This is a genomic window from Novosphingobium aquimarinum, assembly GCF_009746585.1.
GTDB classification, from domain to species: Bacteria; Pseudomonadota; Alphaproteobacteria; order Sphingomonadales; family Sphingomonadaceae; genus Novosphingobium; species Novosphingobium aquimarinum.
This window is the reverse complement of the sequence record NZ_WRPO01000002.1, coordinates 114089-132740: the sequence shown is the minus strand read 5'-3', so window position 1 is coordinate 132740 and position 18652 is coordinate 114089. Positions and strand designations below refer to the sequence as shown.

At 63.5% G+C, this 18652-nt stretch carries 17 protein-coding genes; 4 read left to right on the top strand and 13 right to left on the bottom strand.

The window, feature by feature from the left end; all coding sequences use genetic code 11:
* Nucleotides 1–32: 32 nt before the first annotated feature.
* The 7 genes from GQO94_RS02685 to GQO94_RS02655 all read right to left on the bottom strand — a co-directional run bounded on the left by GQO94_RS02685 (nt 33) and on the right by GQO94_RS02655 (nt 8403).
* Nucleotides 33–1784, bottom strand: a complete 1752-nt coding sequence (locus tag GQO94_RS02685) for an N-acyl-D-amino-acid deacylase family protein (RefSeq protein ID WP_156839609.1) — start codon at nt 1782–1784, stop codon at nt 33–35.
* A 20-nt stretch (nt 1785–1804) separates the two neighbouring features.
* On the bottom strand, nt 1805–3556 hold the full coding sequence (locus GQO94_RS02680) for an N-acyl-D-amino-acid deacylase family protein (protein WP_156839608.1): 1752 nt from the start codon (nt 3554–3556) through the stop codon (nt 1805–1807).
* 134 nt (nt 3557–3690) lie between these two features.
* Nucleotides 3691–4917: a cytochrome P450 gene (locus GQO94_RS02675; RefSeq protein WP_156839607.1), complete on the bottom strand. Its 1227-nt coding sequence runs from the start codon at nt 4915–4917 to the stop codon at nt 3691–3693.
* 45 nt (nt 4918–4962) lie between these two features.
* The gene (locus tag GQO94_RS02670; protein ID WP_232332737.1) at nt 4963–5646 is read right to left on the bottom strand and encodes a TetR/AcrR family transcriptional regulator; all 684 of its coding nucleotides are present in this window, start codon (nt 5644–5646) and stop codon (nt 4963–4965) included.
* 56 nt (nt 5647–5702) lie between these two features.
* Nucleotides 5703–6605, bottom strand: a complete 903-nt coding sequence (locus GQO94_RS02665) for an NAD-dependent epimerase/dehydratase family protein (protein WP_156839606.1) — start codon at nt 6603–6605, stop codon at nt 5703–5705.
* A gap of 16 nt (nt 6606–6621) precedes the next feature.
* Nucleotides 6622–7449, bottom strand: coding sequence for an SDR family NAD(P)-dependent oxidoreductase (locus GQO94_RS02660; protein WP_156839605.1), 828 nt, complete (start codon nt 7447–7449; stop codon nt 6622–6624).
* Nucleotides 7450–7491: 42 nt separating this feature from the next.
* Entirely contained in the window at nt 7492–8403 is a 912-nt protein-coding gene (locus GQO94_RS02655) for an alpha/beta hydrolase (RefSeq protein WP_156839604.1), read from the bottom strand.
* 17 nt (nt 8404–8420) lie between these two features.
* Between GQO94_RS02655 and GQO94_RS02650 the strand changes: the two genes are divergently transcribed.
* Entirely contained in the window at nt 8421–9539 is a 1119-nt protein-coding gene (locus GQO94_RS02650; protein ID WP_156839603.1) for a helix-turn-helix transcriptional regulator, read from the top strand.
* On the opposite strand, the gene GQO94_RS02645 is transcribed toward GQO94_RS02650, so the two are convergent.
* Nucleotides 9540–10310: an SDR family NAD(P)-dependent oxidoreductase gene (locus tag GQO94_RS02645; RefSeq protein ID WP_156839602.1), complete on the bottom strand. Its 771-nt coding sequence runs from the start codon at nt 10308–10310 to the stop codon at nt 9540–9542. It lies immediately after the preceding gene.
* Nucleotides 10307–11449: an LLM class flavin-dependent oxidoreductase gene (locus tag GQO94_RS02640; RefSeq protein WP_156839601.1), complete on the bottom strand. Its 1143-nt coding sequence runs from the start codon at nt 11447–11449 to the stop codon at nt 10307–10309. The genes GQO94_RS02645 and GQO94_RS02640 overlap by 4 nt, the downstream gene beginning before the upstream one ends.
* 283 nt (nt 11450–11732) lie before the next feature.
* Here GQO94_RS02640 and GQO94_RS02635 point away from each other — a divergent pair, with 283 nt between their 5' ends.
* Nucleotides 11733–12707: an aldo/keto reductase gene (locus tag GQO94_RS02635; RefSeq protein ID WP_156839600.1), complete on the top strand. Its 975-nt coding sequence runs from the start codon at nt 11733–11735 to the stop codon at nt 12705–12707.
* A 58-nt stretch (nt 12708–12765) separates the two neighbouring features.
* A complete protein-coding gene (locus tag GQO94_RS02630) occupies nt 12766–13281 on the top strand; it encodes an SRPBCC domain-containing protein (RefSeq protein WP_156839599.1) in 516 nt (171 codons plus the stop codon).
* Nucleotides 13282–13294: 13 nt separating this feature from the next.
* Here GQO94_RS02630 and GQO94_RS02625 read toward each other — a convergent pair whose 3' ends face one another.
* Nucleotides 13295–14062: a sugar phosphate isomerase/epimerase family protein gene (locus tag GQO94_RS02625; protein ID WP_232332736.1), complete on the bottom strand. Its 768-nt coding sequence runs from the start codon at nt 14060–14062 to the stop codon at nt 13295–13297.
* A gap of 193 nt (nt 14063–14255) precedes the next feature.
* On the opposite strand from GQO94_RS02625, the gene GQO94_RS02620 reads away from it, so the two are divergent.
* Nucleotides 14256–15062: an EthD family reductase gene (locus tag GQO94_RS02620; protein WP_156839597.1), complete on the top strand. Its 807-nt coding sequence runs from the start codon at nt 14256–14258 to the stop codon at nt 15060–15062.
* A 37-nt stretch (nt 15063–15099) separates the two neighbouring features.
* Here the strand turns inward: GQO94_RS02620 and GQO94_RS02615 are convergent, their stop codons facing one another.
* Genes GQO94_RS02615 through GQO94_RS02605 form a run of 3 tightly spaced genes read right to left on the bottom strand, consistent with a single transcriptional unit; the run spans nt 15100 to nt 18636 of the window.
* Nucleotides 15100–15666, bottom strand: a complete 567-nt coding sequence (locus GQO94_RS02615; RefSeq protein WP_232332735.1) for a nuclear transport factor 2 family protein — start codon at nt 15664–15666, stop codon at nt 15100–15102.
* Nucleotides 15659–16429, bottom strand: coding sequence for an SDR family NAD(P)-dependent oxidoreductase (locus GQO94_RS02610; RefSeq protein ID WP_156839596.1), 771 nt, complete (start codon nt 16427–16429; stop codon nt 15659–15661). The genes GQO94_RS02615 and GQO94_RS02610 overlap by 8 nt, the downstream gene beginning before the upstream one ends.
* Before the next feature lie 44 nt (nt 16430–16473).
* A complete protein-coding gene (locus tag GQO94_RS02605) occupies nt 16474–18636 on the bottom strand; it encodes an oxidoreductase (protein WP_156839595.1) in 2163 nt (720 codons plus the stop codon).
* Nucleotides 18637–18652 lie beyond the last annotated feature (16 nt).

Here is an 18652-nt window from a genome sequence, read left to right as displayed (position 1 = left end):
CCCTCCCCCGTGACATTCGCAATCAGCGCAGCTTATTCGGCTGGTTCCAGCTCGCTTTCGGCCTCGACCGGACTTGCCGTCGGGTTGAGATAGGTACCCGGCCGGTTGCCGGTGTACTCGCCGTCGGCAAAGGTCTTGACGCCGTTGACCAGGGTGAGGCGCATCGGCGCGGCCTGGCGGGTGAAGCGCCACGTGGTGCCGCCTTCCCCGTCGGGAACGTCGAACCGCTTTTCCATGTTGCGGTAGCCAATTTCCTTGAGATCGAAGACGACGACGTCCGCTCGGCGGCCGACCTTGAGTTCGCCCGTCTCGTGCAAGCCGAAGAAATTGGCGAGCTTGCCGGTCATGATGTGCACCGCCTGCTCCAGCGTCAGCACCCCTTCCTCCACGTACTTGGTGAAGAGCAGGATGTTCTCGCCGCCGCCGCACAGCATCTGCAGGTGTGCGCCCGCATCCGAGATGTTGCCGACGGATTTGGGATCGAGCATGAGATCGAGCGTCAGGTCCTCGTCCTTCGGGAACGGGGCCATGTGTACGGTCGAGCGGGTGCCGTTTTCGAGGATCCATTGCGCCATCGCGTCCGAACGATGCAGGCCACGGCTCTCGGCGAATTCCTTCAGCGTGCCGCCGACCGGACCCGTGCCGTTCTCGCTATCCAGCAGGAACAGGTCCTGCGGATTGTTCATCGGCGAATGCGGCCAGGCCTTGGTATCCCAGCTTTCGCGGGCCCGAGCGCGCCAGTCCTCATCGGCCAGCAGGCGGGCCTTTTCCTCGTGCGATTCGGCCAGCACGACTTCATGCCAGACGTAATCGTTCGATTGCGCGAAGATAAGAGACTTGATGAGGCTGAGCGTGCTGGTCGGCGAGACGTGGGCATAGCCCGGCCATATGTCAGCGCCTTCGGAGCGGAGACGAGCCAGGGTTTCCTGCAGCTGCGGCAAGATGTCCTTCTGGAATTCCAGCGTGGGAACGGCGCCCGCGATCTGCATGCGAATGCCGCGGCCATGCGTCAGACGGCCAAGGCGTTCCAGGCTTTCCGGACCGGTCTTGCGCATGAAGGTGTCGATGATGCACTGATAGGTCGTGCCGGGGTAACGCTGCATGACGTCGAACAGCGCTTCGAATTCCGCGTCGTCCGCCAACAGCGTGGGGATCGCGCGGTCATCGCCGTCGTGGTCGTGCAGGTTGTCGGACATGCCGAGCGCGCCTGCGGCCAGTGCGTCTTCCAGCAGTTCGGCCATCTTGGCGATTTCGTCCGCCGTTGCGGCGCGTTCCCAGGCTTCGATGCCCATCGTCGCGAGGCGCAGCGCGATGTGCCCGACGAAAGCCGAATAGTTGGTCGGCAGCTGGACGTTCTTGGCCATCGAATCCTTGTACTGCGACCAGGTTTCCCAATCCCAGGGCACATGCTCGAGGAACGGCTTGAGCGGAATGTCCTCGAAGAAGGAGAAGATCTTGATCATCTCCAGCTGCGCGGCCTTGTCCTTGGAGAGCGGCGCGGCGGTGAAGCCGCAGTTGCCCAGAATGACGGTGGTCGCGCCGTTGCCGGGCAGCGGATCGAGATCGGGCTGCCACCACATGGTGGCGTCGTAGTGCGTGTGGCTTTCGATGAAGCCGGGCGAGACGTAGCACCCCGTCGCATCGACCACTTCGTCGCCCGAAGCAGCGCTGAGGCCTTCGCCGATCTCGACGATGCGCTCGCCTTCGACGCGAACGTCGGCGCTGTACGGCTTGGCTCCGGTTCCATCGACGACAGTGCCGCCGCGAATAAGAATATTGGCCATGGTCTTACCTCTCCTTCTGTTTATTCCGCCGCGATCGCGACAGTGTCATCGTTTTGGGCCGGTTCCAGGAAGGCGCCCGCCTTCACGCCGGTATAGGCGCCGTCGCGGAAGATCGGTTCGCCATTGACGAGGGTCAGCTTCATCGGCGCGGCCTTGCGAGTATAGCGCCAGGTCGTTCCGCCCTTGCCGTCGGTGACGTCATAGACCTTTTCCATGTCGTGCTGGCGGATCTCGTCGAAATCGAAGACGACGATGTCGGCGCGCTTGCCTTCCTTGATCTCGCCGATGTCGGTCAGATGGAAATGCTTGGCGAGCTTGCCGGTCATCGAATGCACGGCCTCCTCGACGCTGATGGCCTTCTGATCGCGCACGTACTTGGTGAGATAGATGAGGTTCTCACCGCCGCCGCAGAGCATCTGCAAGTGCGCCCCGGCGTCGGTGATGTTGCCGACCGTCTTGGGATCGCGGATCATCTCGACGACGACTTCGTCGTCCATGTCGAATGGCGCCATGCGGACCGTCGAAAGCACGCCGTTGGCGAGCAGCCAGTCGGCCATCGCATCGGAGCGATGCAGGCCGCGCTCCTTGGCGTATTCCTCCAGCGTGCAGAACGGACCCGCGCCGTTGTCCGAGCCCAGTTCGGTGAGCAGCAGCATGCCCGGATTGTTCATCGGCGACTGCGGGTAGCACTGGGTGTCCCAGCTTTCCCGGGCGCGCGCACGCCAGTCGGGATCGCGCAGCAGCGCTTCCTTGGCCTCCGCGCCATCGGCCAGCACGACTTCGTGCCACACGTAATCGTTCGACTGCGCGAAGATCAGCGACTTGTAGAGGCTGAGCTGACCCGTCAGTGGCACGTGCGCATAGCCCGGCCACACGTCGATGCCGTCCTTGCGCATCTGCTCGACGCGGTCGCGCATCGGCTGCAGCAGGTACTTCTGGTAAGCGACGGTCGGGATGGCGCCGGTCAGTTGGACGCGGATGTTGCGGCCTTTCAGCAGCTTGGCCATGCGATCCGTCTGTTCGGGGCCCGTATCGCGCATCAGCCCCACGTCGATGATGCACTGGAACGTCGTGGCCGGGTACTGGTCGAGCACGTCGAACAGGGCGGAAAATTCCGCGTCGTCGGCGACGAGGCTGGGGATTGGCCGGTTTTCCCCGTCATGATCGAGCAGGTTGGTGGACAGGCCCAGCGCGCCGTTGGCAAGCGCCTCGTCCAGCAACTTCGCCATCTTCGCGCGCTCGTCCTCGTTGGCGGGGCGCTCCCAGGCGTCCGTACCCATCGCCGCCATGCGCAGCGCGATATGGCCGACATACGCCGCATGGTTCAGCGGCAGGCGCACGTTCTTCTCGACCGAGGTCTTGTACTCGGGCCAGCTGCGCCAGTCCCACGGCACATTCTTAAGGAACGGCTCGAGCGGAATATCCTCGAAGAAGGAGAAGATCTTGATCATCTCCATCTGCGCGGCCTTGTCCTGCGACAGCGGCGCGGCGGTGAAGCCGCAGTTGCCGGTGATGATGGTGGTCGCACCCACGCCCGGCAGCGGATCGAGATCGGGCTGCCACCACATGGTCGCGTCGTAGTGCGTATGGCCCTCGATGAACCCCGGCGCGACGTAGCAGCCGCTGGCATCGACCACTTCTTCGCCGTCCTGCGGCTTGAGGTCCGCTCCGACCTCGACGATCCTGTCGCCTTGCAGCCGCACATCGGCCTTGAAACCGGGTGCCCCGGTGCCATCGACGACGGTGCCTCCCTGAATCAGCATATCGCTCATAATCACTCTCCCGTTATCAGCTCGACGGGCGGGTACGATTGGATGGCCGCACCTTCGCCTCGCGGTTCGAATTGCTGTGGGAGTGAGGCTATGCGGAGCGTGTTTCGCTCACAATCGACCTGAAGGCCAAGGGATCAATGAGTGGGCTGCAAGGTAGCGTCAGATGATCCCGCCATGTGCTGGCTCGAGGCATCGCAGCGGAGCCAGGCACGGCGCAATTCGTACCCCGTGACGAGGTCGTTCCAGCTCACGTCCGGCGCCTTTTCCAGGCGCAATCCCGGCAGTCGCAACAGCCGAATCAGGAAGATGTCGGCCTCCTGAATCGCGAGGAAACCGCCAGGGCAGCGGTGATGCCCGTCACCGAAGCTCATCACCGCTGAACCCGCCCGGTGCATCGGGCAGCGATCGGGTTTCACCGTCAGGGGTTCCTCGCCGCTGACGGCCGGATCGGCGTTGACCGCGCGGACGTCGATCGCCACGCGCTCGCCTTCGGGGATGGTCACGTTGTCCAGTGCGACGTCCGCCGTGGTGCGGCGAAACAGCGTGCCGACGACCGGTTCCAGCCGCAGCACTTCCTCCAGCAGCGTATGGCGCTCCGGCTCGTCTGCTTCGACATAGCGCTGGCGCAGCGCGGGATCGTCGAGCAAGTGCCAGGCGCACACGGTGATGAACTCGCGCGTGGTTACCATTCCCGCGGCACCATACGTGATGCATTCGGTCAGGATCTCGCTGTCCCGGTAGCCTTGGGACAGCAAATGCGAGATTACGTCCTCTTGCGGCTGCTTGCGGCGCGCGGCGATGCTCGGGCGAACGTCCAGCCAATAGAAGCGCGCAAGCCGCGCCTGGGCGACCAGCGCCTGCCAAAGCCTTTTGAATCTCCCGCCGCTGTCCTCAAGACCACCGGCGAAGAAGGCGTTGATGCGCCGGTCGAGACCGCGCACACGGCTGTCGGTCAGGCCGACCACTTCGGAGGCGACGCCGACTGCCATTTCCATGCCCATGGCGCTCAGCTCGCCGCGCCCTGCCTTCGCGAAACGACCGATGACGTCGTCGGCCAGGCGGGCCATCAGTTCGCGGTAACGCGTGTCCACCGCGCGCGGCGTGAAGAACGGCGCGGTCAGCCGCCGCTGTTCGTGATGTACCTTGCCTTCGAGGAACAGGATCGGGACATGCCCTTGTCGCGGCAGCTTTTCCAGCAAATCTGCCTTGAAGCCTGCCTGCCGCGTGGCATCACCCCGCAGCAGCTTGCGCGCATCCGCGAAAGTGCGGATGTGCCAGGTGCCTGCGTCATCCCGTTCGATGGGTACCGATGATGGGGTGTGCCCTTGCGCGGTTCGCCGCGAATCATGCTGCGTGGCCATCGCGCATTTCTCCCTGACATCCTTTTACGGAACCAGGTTATCGAATTAATCAGGCTTCCGCAAATTCTTGCGCGAAAGGCGCCTTTCTTCATCGCGGAGAATGGCTTCCAAGGGCTCTCGCCAGTCGTCCGCCGCCGCCTCGTCCGCGTAATCGTCCGCCGCGGCGCGCAAGTGCGGCAGCTCGTCGTCGTCCCATGTCGCGAGGGCTGCGGACAGTTCCCTTGCCTGACTGGTTCCCCGCCCTGCCAGCGCGCCGAAGTGACCGGCGGCGACTGCCGCGCCGAGCACGATCTTGGTCATCGCGCGGTAGATTCGCATGGCATCTTCCGACGTGAAGCCACGCGACTTGAGCGCACCCAGAAACGTGTCGACGAATTCCAGTTCGACCGAGATTCCCCACCGCGCCTCTAGAAATTCGATGACGAGCGCGGGGTCATGGCCGACGGAGCTGAACAGCGATTCCGCAGATTGGCACACGATGGTCTGCCAGGACTGCCCCGTATCGACCGGCGCCGCGCGGCGCGCGCGCCGGCCCGCTGCGAGCCGGATCAGCGCATCGCGATTGTCGACGTAGCGGTAAAGTGTGGCGATGCCGACGTTCAGCCGGCTGGCCAGTTCCTTCATGCTGAGGTCGGCCAGGCCGAGCTCTAGCGCCGCATCCAGCAGTTCTTCGAGAGTCAGGCGCCGGGGACGTCCGACGCCGCGCGCAACAGGTTCCAGATCAGCCACCCGCGCATCTTGCGGACGCGCGGGCGGCAATCAAGAGGTGTTGAGCCGGTTTGTTCTTACATATCCCGATATTGCGCGACGATCTCCTTGATCGCCGGCACGATGTCGTTGCGGCGATAGCCGAGCAGGGCGGCCTCCTCGGCATCCACTTCGTAGTAGAGCTTGTTGCCGCGACCGAACGGCATCGCCGAGTCCGGCAGCAGGGGATGCTCTTCATCGCGAATGGGCGGACGCTCACGGCCAACCGCCTCGAAGAACGCCCCGAAGTAGTCTTGCCAGGTCAGGTTCTCGTCACCCACCAGGTAAGACGCCCCAGCCTTGCCGCGCTCCAGGCCACCCTCGGCGGCTTCGGCGAGCGACTGCGTGGAAATGAAGTTCACCCCGCCCGGCGGCACGAACTCGGGCATGGGCGCGAACTTGCCCTGGGCATACTGGGTATAAGCGACGAACATCGGAATGATGAGCCCCGGCACAGTGCCCACCACGAACGGCGCGTTGACGCTCATCGCGGTGAAATTGTCGTCGGCCAGCGCGCAGACCCCTTCATCGGATTCCTTGCGCGAGCGGATATAGGCGTTGCCCTCCACCAGCTGCGGGGCCGCTTGCGGATAGTAGCTGCCGATATTGACCGCGCGGCGAATGCCGGCGGACTTGGCGGCCTCGAAAAAGCGCGGAATGCCGATCGAGTTCACGCGTTCCCAGTAACTGTCATCCTCGCCTTCCGGCAGGTGGCGGATGTCGTTACCGGCGGCGAACACCATGGCATCGAACCCGCCGAGCGCATCGGGATCGAATTCCATATTGACGAAGTCGATGCGCTGAAACGGCAGATCGCCCAGCGGCGTCCCCGCTTCGGGCGCGTTGCGCCCGGCGATCGTTACGTCATGCCCCTTGCTTTTCAGATGCAGCGCGGTGCGGCCACCGATCATGCCGGCGCCGCCGACGATAAGAGTTTTCATGAAAATTATCTCCGTTTCAGAAATTCAGACCATTGCCGCTGATGATCGGCATGTTCGTCCAGACACCGCGCTCATCGCGGTACCAGCCGGCGGCGGCGAGGGCGCCGCCATCGATATGCAGCGCGGTGCCGGTGATCCACGCGGCGTGCTCGCTCGCCAGGAACAGAATGCCGCTGGCCATGTCCTTGGGCTGGCCGAAACGCCCGAGCGGCAGCCACGTGGAGACATGCTTGCGGTTCTCTTCCGGCACCATCATCGAGACGGGCACTTGCGGGGTATCGGTGGTTTCGGGTGCGATCAGGTTGACGCGGATGCCCACCGGTCCGAGTTCGAGCGCCAGGCTTTGCGTGAAGCCCGTGATGCCCGCCTTGCACGCCGCATAGACGGCGCAATTGGGAATGCCGCGAAAGCCTTCGACCGAGGAAACCGAAACGATGCTGCTGCCCGGCGCGTTGTTGCGCAACAGCGGGAGCATCGCATGCGTGACGCCGAAAACGTGGCCCAGGTTCGTCATGTAGAGGCGATGGATGTCGGCTTCGGACAGCTGCTCGAACGGAGCGGCCAGATTGAGGAAATCTCCGACGTTGTTGACCAGCACGTCAAGCCCGCCAAAGCGATCCTCGATCGTCTTGGCGGCATCGCGCGCAACCTCGGACTGCGTCACGTCGCCGGTGATGACGAGCGCGTCGTCACCCAGTGCCGCTTCCGCGTCGGCGGCCCGCTCCGGATCGATCTCGATGATCGCCACCCGGGCACCTGCTTTTGCGAAGGCTTCGACGGTCGCGCGGCCAATGCCCGCGCCGCCGCCCGTGACCAGCACGGTCTTTCCTGCAAAATCAAACATCGTCTCTCCTCGGTTTCGTGTTCGTGGGAAGGTGGTTCGCGCCTAGGCGCGCAAGGTTTGTAACGATGCCGCCGCCAGCGCGATTGCCTGATCGGCGATCGGCGCCATGCCGAAGAAACTGGCGAAGCCGTGGATGGCGCCGCCGAAATCGTGCAGATCCGTCGGCACATCCGCCGCGCGCAGTCTCTGCGCGTAGGCCAGCCCTTCATCGTGCAGCGGATCGTTGGCGGCGATGATAATCGTCGCGGGCGCCAGACCGCTCAGATCCTTGGCGCGCAGCGGCGCCGCCAGCTCGTTGGGTTCGGAAGCGCCGATGTAGGCGTCCCAGAAAAAGCGCATCATGCCAGATGTGAGGAACGCGTCATCCGGCGTGGCCCGGTACGACGGGGTTTCAAAATCGGCATCCATCACCGGATAAAAAAGGATCTGGCGGGCTGGCGCGTTGTCCTTCCCGCGCAGCGCAAGCGCGACCGCGGCGGCGAGATTGCCGCCCGCGCTGTCCCCCACCACGGCATAGCCGTTGGCGCGAACTCCGAACTCCGCCGCGCGCGAGGGCAATTCGGCGATCACCGCGAGGCAATCGTCCAAGGGCGCCGGGAAGGGATGTTCCGGCGCCAACCGATAAGCGATGGAGAGGACCGCGCATCCCGATTCGCGCGCCAGGATACGAGCAAGGCCATCATGCGTGTCGAGCGTTCCCAACACCCAGCCGCCCCCGTGCATCAGCAGCGCCAGCGGCCGCACTTCGCCAGGCGCCGGATGATACAGCCGTGCCGCGATCGGACCTGCGGCTCCTGCAACCTCGACCTCGCGTACGGCGGCGACTTCGACTGGCGGCGCCGGCATGGGCACGTCCATGACCGCACGCAGGGCCGGGGCCGTCATCGGCTCCGGCAGCTGAACCCCGCTCTCCGCCATCGCCACCAAGATTTGCTGCAAATGGGGATCGATCATTATAAGACTCCTCTACCATGCCGGAGTTGAACCCCCAGGCCGAATATGCGGACACGTCAGGCGTGTTGGCTGCGCTTTTCTCCAGCCTGCTGGATAAAGAACCGTGGTCTGCGTTTCTTGACCGGCTTCGGCACGAAGCGCAAGCCAGCTATGCCACCTTAATCCTAACCCCGCGCACGGCTGAGCAGCCCGGCATGATCCTCACGCCGGGCGCGGACCCGAGCGTGGGAGCCGATTATGCCAGTCGGCTGTTCACGATCGACCCATTCACGGGTCTTCCGGAAGGGCAGGTCGCCAGTTTTCGCGAATTCGTTTCCGAAGAGGCGCTCCAGCGCAATCCGGCTTTCCGCGATTTCATGTCGAGCCTTGAAGTGCTCGGCGTCGATATCGATCTGCCCGATCGCCTGCAGTTGCGATTGCGGCTGACCCGCGCCGTGCATGAACCGCCCTTCGCGCGCGAAGACATCGAACGGCTGCAGCAGCTTGTTCCGCATGTGCGGATCGCCTTGCAACTGTTCGAACGTCTCTCGTCGGTGGAGACGGAGCAGCAGATCTATGCGGGAGCGGTCGCGCAGATGGCGATCGGCGTCGTTATCCTCAATCGCGAGGGCAAGGCGATGCGCCTCAACAGTCAAGCATCCGCCATTCTGGCGAAGTCGGACGGCATATCGCTGCGCAATGACACCGTGATGTTCGAAAATGCCGACCTCGGGCGGCAATTACGCGCCCGCCTGGCCGATACGCAGAACACCGAGCCTCTCACGCTGCGCATCGATCGGCCATCAGGCGCAGGGGACTTGCTCCTGGTAATCTCGCGCGCACCCGGTCCGGACCACGTGGCGGCGGGCGTCGGTCCGGCGGCAGTGCTGTTTCTCACCGATCCGACCGATACCCCGCCGATCGCCGCCGAAGCCTTGCGCGATCTGCTTGGTCTGACGCCTGGCGAAGCCGAAGTCGCTGCGCGTCTCGCCGATGGTCTGAGCCTTGCCGAAGTGGCGGACCGGCTCGGCATATCGCCTAACACGGTCCGCGCGCACTTGCGATCGATCTTCGGGAAGACCGGGGTCAAGCGGCAAAGCCAGCTCATTCAGCTGGTCCACCATAGCTTGCCCGGGCTCGTTCACTCCGTGAGCTAGTTACTCCGCATCGAAGGGAGGAAAGGCGGCCGCATAACCGGCATCCACGACCTGCGCATGCCCATTGATGCCGGCAGAGCGCCGCGAAAGCAGGAACAAGGCTACTTCCGCGATGTGCTGAGCGGAAAGCCCGCCGCGATAATCCGGATCGTCGAGCACGTCTGTAATGGCATTGTCCTGGGGCACGCCGTTCATGGGCGTCAGCACGTTGCCGGGGCATATCGCGTTCACCCTCAGCCCGCGATCGGCGAAAGCCCTTGCCGCAGACCGCACCAGCCCCAGCACGCCGTGCTTCGACGTGGCGTAGGCCGCCGCTTCCGAAAAGCCCAGTAAAGCTGCTGCCGAAGCCGTCACGACACAAGCTCCTTCAGGCCGCAGCCGAGTTCGCGCCTGCTGCAATCCCAGGAAGACGCTTCTGAGGTTTACCGCCAGAACGCGATCGAAGATCTCGAGCGAAACCTCCTCGAATGGCACATAAGGTTGCAGCATGCCGGCATTGAGGAACGCGTGATCGATCCCGCCAAACGCCTGCTTCGCGGCATCGAACATCGCCACCGTGTCGGCTTCGCTGGATACATCGGCAGCGATGGCGATGGCTTCCCCGCCTACGCTTTCGATCAGCGAGACCGTCTCCTCCGCGCGCTTCTTGTCGAGGTCTGCGACCGCGACATTGGCGCCTTCCTGCCCGAGCCGCTGGCAAGCGGCCCGGCCGATGCCGGAGCCGCCACCCGTGACGAGGACAGTCTTGCCCTCAAACTGCAGGCCGGTCATTCAGCCGCCAGCACCTGCTCTTCGCGAAAGTGCGGAATGACCTTTTCGCCAATGTTCTTGATCGTTTCCATGATCGCCCAGTGCGGAACCGTGCCCATCTGGAAGAGAAACAGCACTTCGTCGGCACCGGCTTCCTGCAGACGAGACACGTAGCGGATGCAATCGTCAGCATTGCCGTAGGCGTCTTGCGCAACCGTGTAATTGCTGGTCATCGCGTCGCCGTCCGCGATCTTTTCTTCCGAGATGTAGGCGACGACCTGCTCGCGCGCCTCTTCGAGCGCCTTGGCGTTCTCTTCGTCGGATTCGATGTGCACGGTCGGCTTGGGGCCACCCTGGTACCAGTGAGCGATCGCCTCGGCGAAAAAGCGCTGACCCTTCAGGCCGATGCGGCGCGCTTCGTCGCGGTCGTCAAGCACGCAAGCGGCGCAGAATGCCGCCAAGTGCTCGGTGGGAACGATGCCGACCTGGTCTTCCACCTTCCGGTTGCGGAAATTCTCCCGGTAGACGGCATTCTTGCGCGCGATTTCTTCCGGGCCGGAAAAGCCGAGGACCAGTGCGCCAATGCCGCGCCGACCGGCCAGCTCGAGCGTCGCCTCGCGGGTGCAGGCGTAATAGAGCGGCGGATGCGGATTTTGCAGCGGCTTGGGATGGATCGGGCGACGTGGGATCTTGATGTATTCGCCGTCATGCTCGATCTCGTCCTGCGTCATGATCTTGGGGATCAGGTACATGGACTCGTCGATCATCGGCTGCAGCTGCGTCAGATCGTAGCCGAAGGTGCCGGCCTCCTGCTGGGTACCGCCCTTGCCCATACCGAAATGAACGCGTCCGCCTGAAAGGATGTCCAGCGTCGCCACGCGCTCGGCTACCTTCACGGGATGGTTCATCGCCGGCGGCAGGCAGGTGACACCGTGACCGATGCCGATGCGCGTCGTCTTGCCGGCGAGATAAGCCAGCATGGTCTCGGGCGCGGACATATGCGCATATTGCGTGAGTGCGGTGTGTTCCACGCACCAGACGTTGTCGAACCCTTGCTCTTCAGCGAACATGACCTGTTCGACGATTTCGTTGAAGCAACGAACCTCGGATTCCGGCGAAGGGTCGGCCATCTGAGCTTCGTAAATGATCGAAAATTTCATTGTATGCCTCTCCTGTACCGGTCAGTTCGCCGTCTTGGTGCGCAAGCCATAAAACACGGTCTCACCGCCGGCATCGTCCATTTAGACTAGACTTGCATGTCCAACTCGCCATTTTCCGCATTCGGCGCCATCGGGTGGCCACCATGCGCACTTCATTCCGCGAAGTGAAGTTATTTTTGCGTGTAGATGATGATTTGCGTCGCATATCCTTGTTCTCCCCACGAACAAGAGCTACCCACTTTGGTTCGAGGGCGAGGTTCACATAAATCGAGAGGGGAGCGCGATGCTTGGCAGGGTTACGATAGCTGAGACGGATCTTTCGGTCAGTCCCCTGTGCTACGGCACCAATATGCTGGGCACCGCCGTAGACCAGGAGCACTCCAGCGCGATCCTGGATCAATTCCAGGCGCTTGGCGGCAATTTCATCGACACGGCGCGTTCTTACGGAGACTGGGTGCCCACCGCGCCGGTGGGCGCCAGCGAGCGGGCTGTCGGCACATGGCTGAAGACCAAGCGGCGGGACGAGATCGTGATCGCCACCAAGGGCGGTCAGTTCGATCTGCGCGCGGGCGATTGGCGCAACCGCGTCACGACCGAGGATCTGACCCAGGATCTCACCGAAAGCCTTGAGCATCTGCAAGTCGACACGATCGATCTGTACTGGCTTCACGCCGACAATCCCGAAGCGCCGGTCGGGCCGATCATCGATACTTTGCTTGGTTTTCAGGAAAAGGGCCTGATCCGGTATTTCGGCGCGTCCAACTGGTCGGCGGCACGGATTGGCGAAGCGAATGCCTACGCGCGCTCGATCGGCAAGCAGGGCTTCGTCGCTGCCCAGCCCTTCTGGGGGCTCGCGGTCCCCAACGTCGAGAACGCGGCGGCGCAAGGCTATCAGCTGCATTACGAAGGCCATTACGAAGCGCTGCATGCCGATGGCCTTCCGATGATTCCCTATGCCGGACAAAGCGGCGGTTATTTCACCAAGCTGGCGGAAGGCGGCGAGGCTGCCTTGTCCGATATGCTGAAATCTCGCTACGACGATCCCCGCAACCGTCCGCGTCTTGCCGCCTTGCAGAAGCTGGCTGAGGCGCATGGGGTGTCCGTCAATGAAATCGCGCTGGCTTATCTGCTGAATCAGCCGCACCAGACGATCCCGATCATCGGCGCAACCAGGCCCGAACAGCTGCGAGACAGCGTGAAGGCGGCGGATATCACGCTGTCGCCTGATGAATTGGCACAACTGCGCGCCGAGGCCTGACGCGCGCGTCGACGCGGCCGCTATGATGGGTCCGGAAAGGCCCACGAGGAGAGGAATAATGACAGATAAGCCGTTCGATCCATTCGCTGTGTACGACCCGGAAACGCTGGTCGCGTCCGACCCGATCGAGATCGATGCGCCTGCTTCGATCGTGTGGGAGGTGCTCACGGACATGCCGCGCTATGGGGAATGGAACCCGTTTTGCGTCCACGCCGAATCGACGCTGGAGATGGGGGCGCCGGTGAAGATGTCGCTGGTCAATTACGCGAACCCCGGACAGCTCGCGCCCAATCTCGAATACGTCTGCGCTTTCGAACCCGAACGTCTGCTTTCCTGGGAGCTGCGCGACAATCCGGTGTGGCCCTACCCGGCCCGGCGCGATCAGGTTATCGAAGCGCTTGGCCCAAACCGCTGCCGGTATCTTTCGACCGACGCCTTTCTGGGGCCGAACGGCATCCATGTGATGCGTTTCTGCGGTCCTTGGGTGACCCGCGCGTTCAATGACACCGCACAGGCGCTGAAGGCGCGTGCGCAAGCCATTTACGCGGAACGGGGCGGGGCGGACGCCAACTAGCGCCCCAAGGCACCTATCGCTCGATTGCGCGCAGTACGCTCGAAAGGGCGGCGCGCGCACGGTCCTGTTGCGAAAGGCCGCGATCGATCGCGGCATCGCGCGGCAATTCGATACTGGCAAGACAGTTGGGCGGCAGCGCTTGCGAAAAGCCCCGCAGATCGAGAGCGCCATCGCCCGCCAGCATGCGATCGCTGGACGCCTCGTACGCATGCTGCGCGGCATCGCGTTGCAGTGGCGCATCGCAATATTGCGCGTAGAGGATGTGCTCCGGTGAAGTCGCAGCCAACTGTGCGATGTCGCCACCGGACCGATACAAGTGAAGCAGATCGACGTTGATGCCGATCGTATCGCCCCCGTCCAGCGCGCGCAGCTGAGCCGCTGCGGTGGTTAAGGAAGGGATCTGCGAAGCAGGAAAGAACTCGACGACCACGCCCAAATCGAATGACGTAGCAAGTGCGCAAAATTGCGCGAGTCGTTCCAGGCGTCGCTCAGGATCGCGATCATACATCAGGACGTTGACGAACCTCGCGTCGAGGTCAGCGGCTGCTTCCAGGCTCGGTTTGAAATCCCGCACTTCTGTCCGGCCGGCCAGCGTGAAGGGGTATGCGAGATCCAGGCTTATACCCAAGTCGGTCATCCTGACTTTGGCTTCGCGCCGCGCCGCGCGATCATCGACGAGCGAAAAGCGCGGCATCCGTGGCAGGACGTCCATGGATTCGAGGAAGAGGCAGACCGCCCGATACCCGGTCGTCGCCGCGACTTCGATCAGCTCATGGGGCATGGCGTCGACCACGGTGAGATGATCGAGGGCGAACCTTTGATTTTGCAGGCCCAGGACTGCCTCCCTAGTTTTTGTTTGTCTTCGACCTATGCGTACGCGGGTTTATAGCCATATGCGCAGACAAGAAGCGATTTGAGCTTGCCAAGAATGAGGCTTTCGTGTCGCCTAACATCAAACTGCGTAGGGGGATACGATGCTGAAGTGCGTGGCGATGTTGAAGGCCAAGCAAGGCCTGAGCCGGGATCAGTTCATCGAATACTACGAGAGCAATCACGCGCCCTTGATCCTGAAATTGATGCCGGAAATCAGGGAATATCGCCGCAACTTTTTCGAGACGGAGGGGGCCTTCGAATTTGGCGCGGCCCGGCAATTCGACGTGGTTACCGAGCTATGGTTCGAGGACCGCGCCGCTTACGATCGGTTCGTCGAGCGTTCCACCGATCCCGATATCGCACGCCAGATCGCCGAGGACGAGGAAAACGTGTTCGATCGCGGGGCGACGCGGATGTATATCGTTGAGGAGCGGTCTAGCCCCTCGCGCGCGCCGGCTGGAACGCGGCACGAACTTCGCGAATTGCACGATGAACGCGACATCGTCCGCCAGCTGTCGCGGTTCGCGCGCATACTCGATCGCAAGGAGTGGGACGCGCTAGAGCAGGTCTTCGCGACCGACCTCACTTTCGAATATGGCGAAGGCGAGAAAAGCGGGCTGTCGGCCTTGACCGAGCAGATGCGCCGCTATCTCGATATCTGCGGGGGAACGCAGCATTTGCTGGGCAGCATTCTCGTCGATCTGGACGGCGATACGGCCATCAGCCGCGCTTATGTGCAGGCGCGCCATCAGCGCACGAACGATCCCGTAGGCCCCATTTTCGATTCCAATGGCGAATATGTCGATCGTTGGGAGCGGCGCCCGCAGGGCTGGCGTATCGTGCGACGCGACGCGATCTGGGCCACGCAAAGCGGGGACCCGGCAATCCTCTATCCCACGCACGACTGACGCGCGAATTGCCGCAGCAATTCCACCAAGGCGCGGGTCAGATCGAAGAACGATCCGCGCCCATCAGCGGCAGCAGGCGATAGACCGGATCCTCTTCTCCGGCATGGCCCACCGCCACGCCCTCGCTGCCGAAGTCGTCGCCCGTTTCCACCGTGCGTTCCTCCGACCAGTCGAGGATGAACGCACGGTGCTGAAACCGCCACACGCCGTCCCTGCGCGTGTAGCGATCGGCATAGCGACCATGCGCGACGAAATCCCTCTTGCCATCGGTCGTGCGATGCCAGGCTGTCGCACGCACTTCGCCTTCGGCCTGGTCGCCGTCGATCACGTAAATACCGGTATCGACCCGATGGGATGTCGCGCGCCAGTTGCCCAGCATGCTGGGCAGCCATGCGATATAGCCCGCCACCGGGCCGCAATAATACGGACTGTGATCGTCGATCGCGTCGTCGTGATAGAGCGTCGCGAGCAAGGCGTAGTCGCGCCGGTCGATCGCATGGCAATAAGCCGCGACCAAATGCTGCAGCGCGAGCCGATCGGCGATTTCATCGGCATCGATGACATGAGGGCGGCGCGTGGCCGCCCTCGTAGCGTGATCAGACACCGAAGCCACCGGCGACCGAGATACGCTGGCCGGTGATGTAATTGGCGCGGTCGGAAGCCAAGAACACCGCCGCCTGGCCAATGTCCTCGGCCTTGCCCCAGCGTTTGATCGGGAGCATTTTCTTGACTTCGCGCTCCCAGTTTTCGTCGAAAGTGCCTTGTTCCTGGCCGACCTTGAACTGGCCCGCGTCGATCACGCCCACCAGGATCGAATTGGCGCGAATCTCGTTCACGCCCTCTTCCTTCGCGATGCCCGTGATGAGCGCTTCGTTGCTCGCCTTTGGTGCCACGGAAAGACCATCGAGATGCGGCCACCAGTCGTGCCCGGCCGAGCCGAGGTGCACGAAGGAGCCACCGCCCCGTTCACGGAAGTGCGGAATGGCGGCGCGCGTCGCGTGATAGAAGCCGAACACCTCGATTTCCATCGACGCGCGGTATTGCTCGTCCGTCCAGTCGGCGACCGGGACTTGCGGCACGACCGGGCCCGCGCCCCAGACGACGGTATGGATGCGGCCATGCTGACCGGCGGCGTCATCGAACGCGGCCTGTAGTTGCGCGCGATCGCGCACGTCCGCCTTGTGAATGCTGGCGTTCACGCCCAGGTCGCGTACCTCCTGCGCGGCTTTTTCCGCCACATCGGCCTTAGAATGGTAACAGATCGCGACCGCACTTCCCGCCTTCGCGAATTCCTTCGCGATACCGCGACCAATGCCGCCGCTGCCGCCGAATATAATCACCGCGCCTTCCGGAAAATCGCCGGCCATCAAGTCTCTCCTGCTATGTCTGAAAAATTAGGTTGGTGTGGACATCAGGCCGGTGTGGCCAAGGATGCGACCACGGCTTCCGCCGCGCCTCTGATCGCGCCCTCGATGTACGAGACGCCGGTCGCGTCTCCATAGGCATGCACCATGAGGCCGTCTTGCTTGAGGCTGTCGGCCAGACTGGTGTCGCCATGCGCGCCCATCGCCACGATGACATGGTCCGCCGCCGCGCTTTGCGGGTTGCCTTCCGCATCGAGGAAACGCACCGCTGCCTTGTCGATGGCGATCTCACGAGCGCCTGGAAACATCGCCACGCCATGCTCCTTGAGTTCCGCCAGCAGACGCATGCGTCGCACCAGCAGCAGGCCGCCGCCGAACTTCGTCGCTTCGCCCACCACGGTTACGTTGCGGCCACGCTCCATCAGGAATTCGGCCAGCTCCACGCCCACCAGCTCGCCGCCGATGATGACGATGTTCTGGCCAAGCGGCATCCAGTGATGCGTCGCCTTGCGGACGAGGTCCAGATTGGCGGTCGCCCCCGTCGCCGCGCCGACCTTGGTGGCGATCCGCGTGGTCCAGCTGGTCTTGCGCTTCAGGGCCTGCGTGTCTTCGCCCAGCATCATCGCGCGCATGTCGTCGCCGCTGTAGACATGATCGAGGTCGCTGCCGGGGATCGCGGGCATGTCGCGAACTGCGCCGGTGGCGACGAAGACGACGTCGGGCTTCAGCGCCTTGACCATATCGGCGGTGGCCTCGGTATTGAGACGGACATTGATCGCCGCATGCTCGACCTCGTGCCGCAGCCAGTCGAGCAGCCGCTCGTTCGGCTCGTAGGCGAGCCCGGCAAAGCGCAAGGTGCCACCGAGGCGATCGGACTTTTCGAACAGGATCACTTCGTCACCGCTTGCCGCCAGGCGGCGGGCCGCTTCCATCCCGCCCGGGCCGCCGCCGATCACCACCGCGCGGCGGGGCGCATGTTCGGGGAGCCAGTTCCGGCTTTCGAAGGCCGTTTCGGGCCGGACCGCGCAGCGCACCGGTTCGCGCAAGTACGCGGTGCTGACACACGTGTAGCAGTAGATGCAGGGCCGGATCTCGGCCATGCGGTTCTGGGCCAGTTTGTTGGGCAGGTCCGGGTCCGCGAGCAACTTGCGTCCCATCGCCAGGAAATCGAAGCCGCCGTCGGCCAAGCTGCGTTCCGCGACATCCATCTCGAGACGCCCCGATGCGATGACGGGAATGTTGAGCGCGCTCTTGATGGCCTTCGCCGCCTCGAGATGGACGCCGGGTTCATGCGGAATGTTCGAGGCGGAGTGCAGCTTGCCTTGGCCGACGTCGTGATAGGCCGTCACCGTAATCGCATCGGCGCCGGCCGCTTCGACCAGCGGCGCGACGGCGCGGGCATCGTCGAGCTGAATGCCGACCTTCTTGCCCATCTCGCGCGAATCGAGCTTCACCCAGACCGCGAAGTCCGGGCCGACGGCCGCGCGGACGGCGCGCACCACTTCCAGCAGTAGCCGGGCACGATTCTCGAGCGAGCCGCCGAACTCGTCCGTTCGGCTGTTGGTCGAGGGCGACATGAAGGAGGAGAGCAGATAGCCATGGCCACCGTGGATCTCGACGCCGTCGAAACCGGCCTTTTGCGCGCGCAGCGCGGCATCGGCGAATTGGCGGATGGCGTGATCGATGTCCTCGCGCTCGAGAACCTTGACCGTGGGCACCGCGCCGCCGGCAAAAGCAGCCAGTTCCTCGGGCAGGAAGTAATCCGGAAAGTCGCCGGTAAACGCTGGCGGCACCGCTGGCGCCCAGAGCTGATGGCCATCCCCCGCACTGTGCGTGGCGACCAGACCGCCATGATGCAGCTGCGCGGCGATTTTCCCGCCCTCCGCGTGCACGGCGTCGACGAGGCGGGTGAGGCCCGGCAGGAAGCGATCGTCCGAAATCGCGGTCTGGTTGGGCTGAACCGAGCCGACCGGCCAGGCGACTCCGGTCACGCCCATGATGATCAGGCCCGCGCCGCCCTTTGCCTGCGCGACATGATAATCGATCAGCCGATCGCCGACCGTGCCGTCTGCTTCGGCAAGGCTTACGCCCATCGCGGTCACGATCATGCGGTTCTTGACCGTAAGCGCGCCGATGCGCCCTTCCGACAGAAGCGTCGGGTGGTTGGCGCCGCGATTGGCGGGGCGTCTTGCGGCTTGCGTCTGTGCCATTTTCAGGTCCTTTGTC

What these genes read in the sequence shown, in the direction of transcription:
- GQO94_RS02625 (WP_232332736.1), bottom strand. Translation starts at nt 14,062, where the DNA reads ATGCCCCATGAGCTGATCGAAGTCGCGGCGACGACCGGGTATCGGGCG.
- GQO94_RS02680 (WP_156839608.1), bottom strand. Translation starts at nt 3,556, where the DNA reads ATGAGCGATATGCTGATTCAGGGAGGCACCGTCGTCGATGGCACCGGG.
- GQO94_RS02640 (WP_156839601.1), bottom strand. Translation starts at nt 11,449, where the DNA reads ATGAAATTTTCGATCATTTACGAAGCTCAGATGGCCGACCCTTCGCCG.
- GQO94_RS02620 (WP_156839597.1), top strand. Translation starts at nt 14,256, where the DNA reads ATGCTGAAGTGCGTGGCGATGTTGAAGGCCAAGCAAGGCCTGAGCCGG.
- GQO94_RS02660 (WP_156839605.1), bottom strand. Translation starts at nt 7,449, where the DNA reads ATGTTTGATTTTGCAGGAAAGACCGTGCTGGTCACGGGCGGCGGCGCG.
- GQO94_RS02685 (WP_156839609.1), bottom strand. Translation starts at nt 1,784, where the DNA reads ATGGCCAATATTCTTATTCGCGGCGGCACTGTCGTCGATGGAACCGGA.
- GQO94_RS02650 (WP_156839603.1), top strand. Translation starts at nt 8,421, where the DNA reads ATGCCGGAGTTGAACCCCCAGGCCGAATATGCGGACACGTCAGGCGTG.
- GQO94_RS02605 (WP_156839595.1), bottom strand. Translation starts at nt 18,636, where the DNA reads ATGGCACAGACGCAAGCCGCAAGACGCCCCGCCAATCGCGGCGCCAAC.
- GQO94_RS02655 (WP_156839604.1), bottom strand. Translation starts at nt 8,403, where the DNA reads ATGATCGATCCCCATTTGCAGCAAATCTTGGTGGCGATGGCGGAGAGC.
- GQO94_RS02610 (WP_156839596.1), bottom strand. Translation starts at nt 16,429, where the DNA reads ATGGCCGGCGATTTTCCGGAAGGCGCGGTGATTATATTCGGCGGCAGC.
- GQO94_RS02635 (WP_156839600.1), top strand. Translation starts at nt 11,733, where the DNA reads ATGCTTGGCAGGGTTACGATAGCTGAGACGGATCTTTCGGTCAGTCCC.
- GQO94_RS02665 (WP_156839606.1), bottom strand. Translation starts at nt 6,605, where the DNA reads ATGAAAACTCTTATCGTCGGCGGCGCCGGCATGATCGGTGGCCGCACC.
- GQO94_RS02675 (WP_156839607.1), bottom strand. Translation starts at nt 4,917, where the DNA reads ATGGCCACGCAGCATGATTCGCGGCGAACCGCGCAAGGGCACACCCCA.
- GQO94_RS02630 (WP_156839599.1), top strand. Translation starts at nt 12,766, where the DNA reads ATGACAGATAAGCCGTTCGATCCATTCGCTGTGTACGACCCGGAAACG.
- GQO94_RS02645 (WP_156839602.1), bottom strand. Translation starts at nt 10,310, where the DNA reads ATGACCGGCCTGCAGTTTGAGGGCAAGACTGTCCTCGTCACGGGTGGC.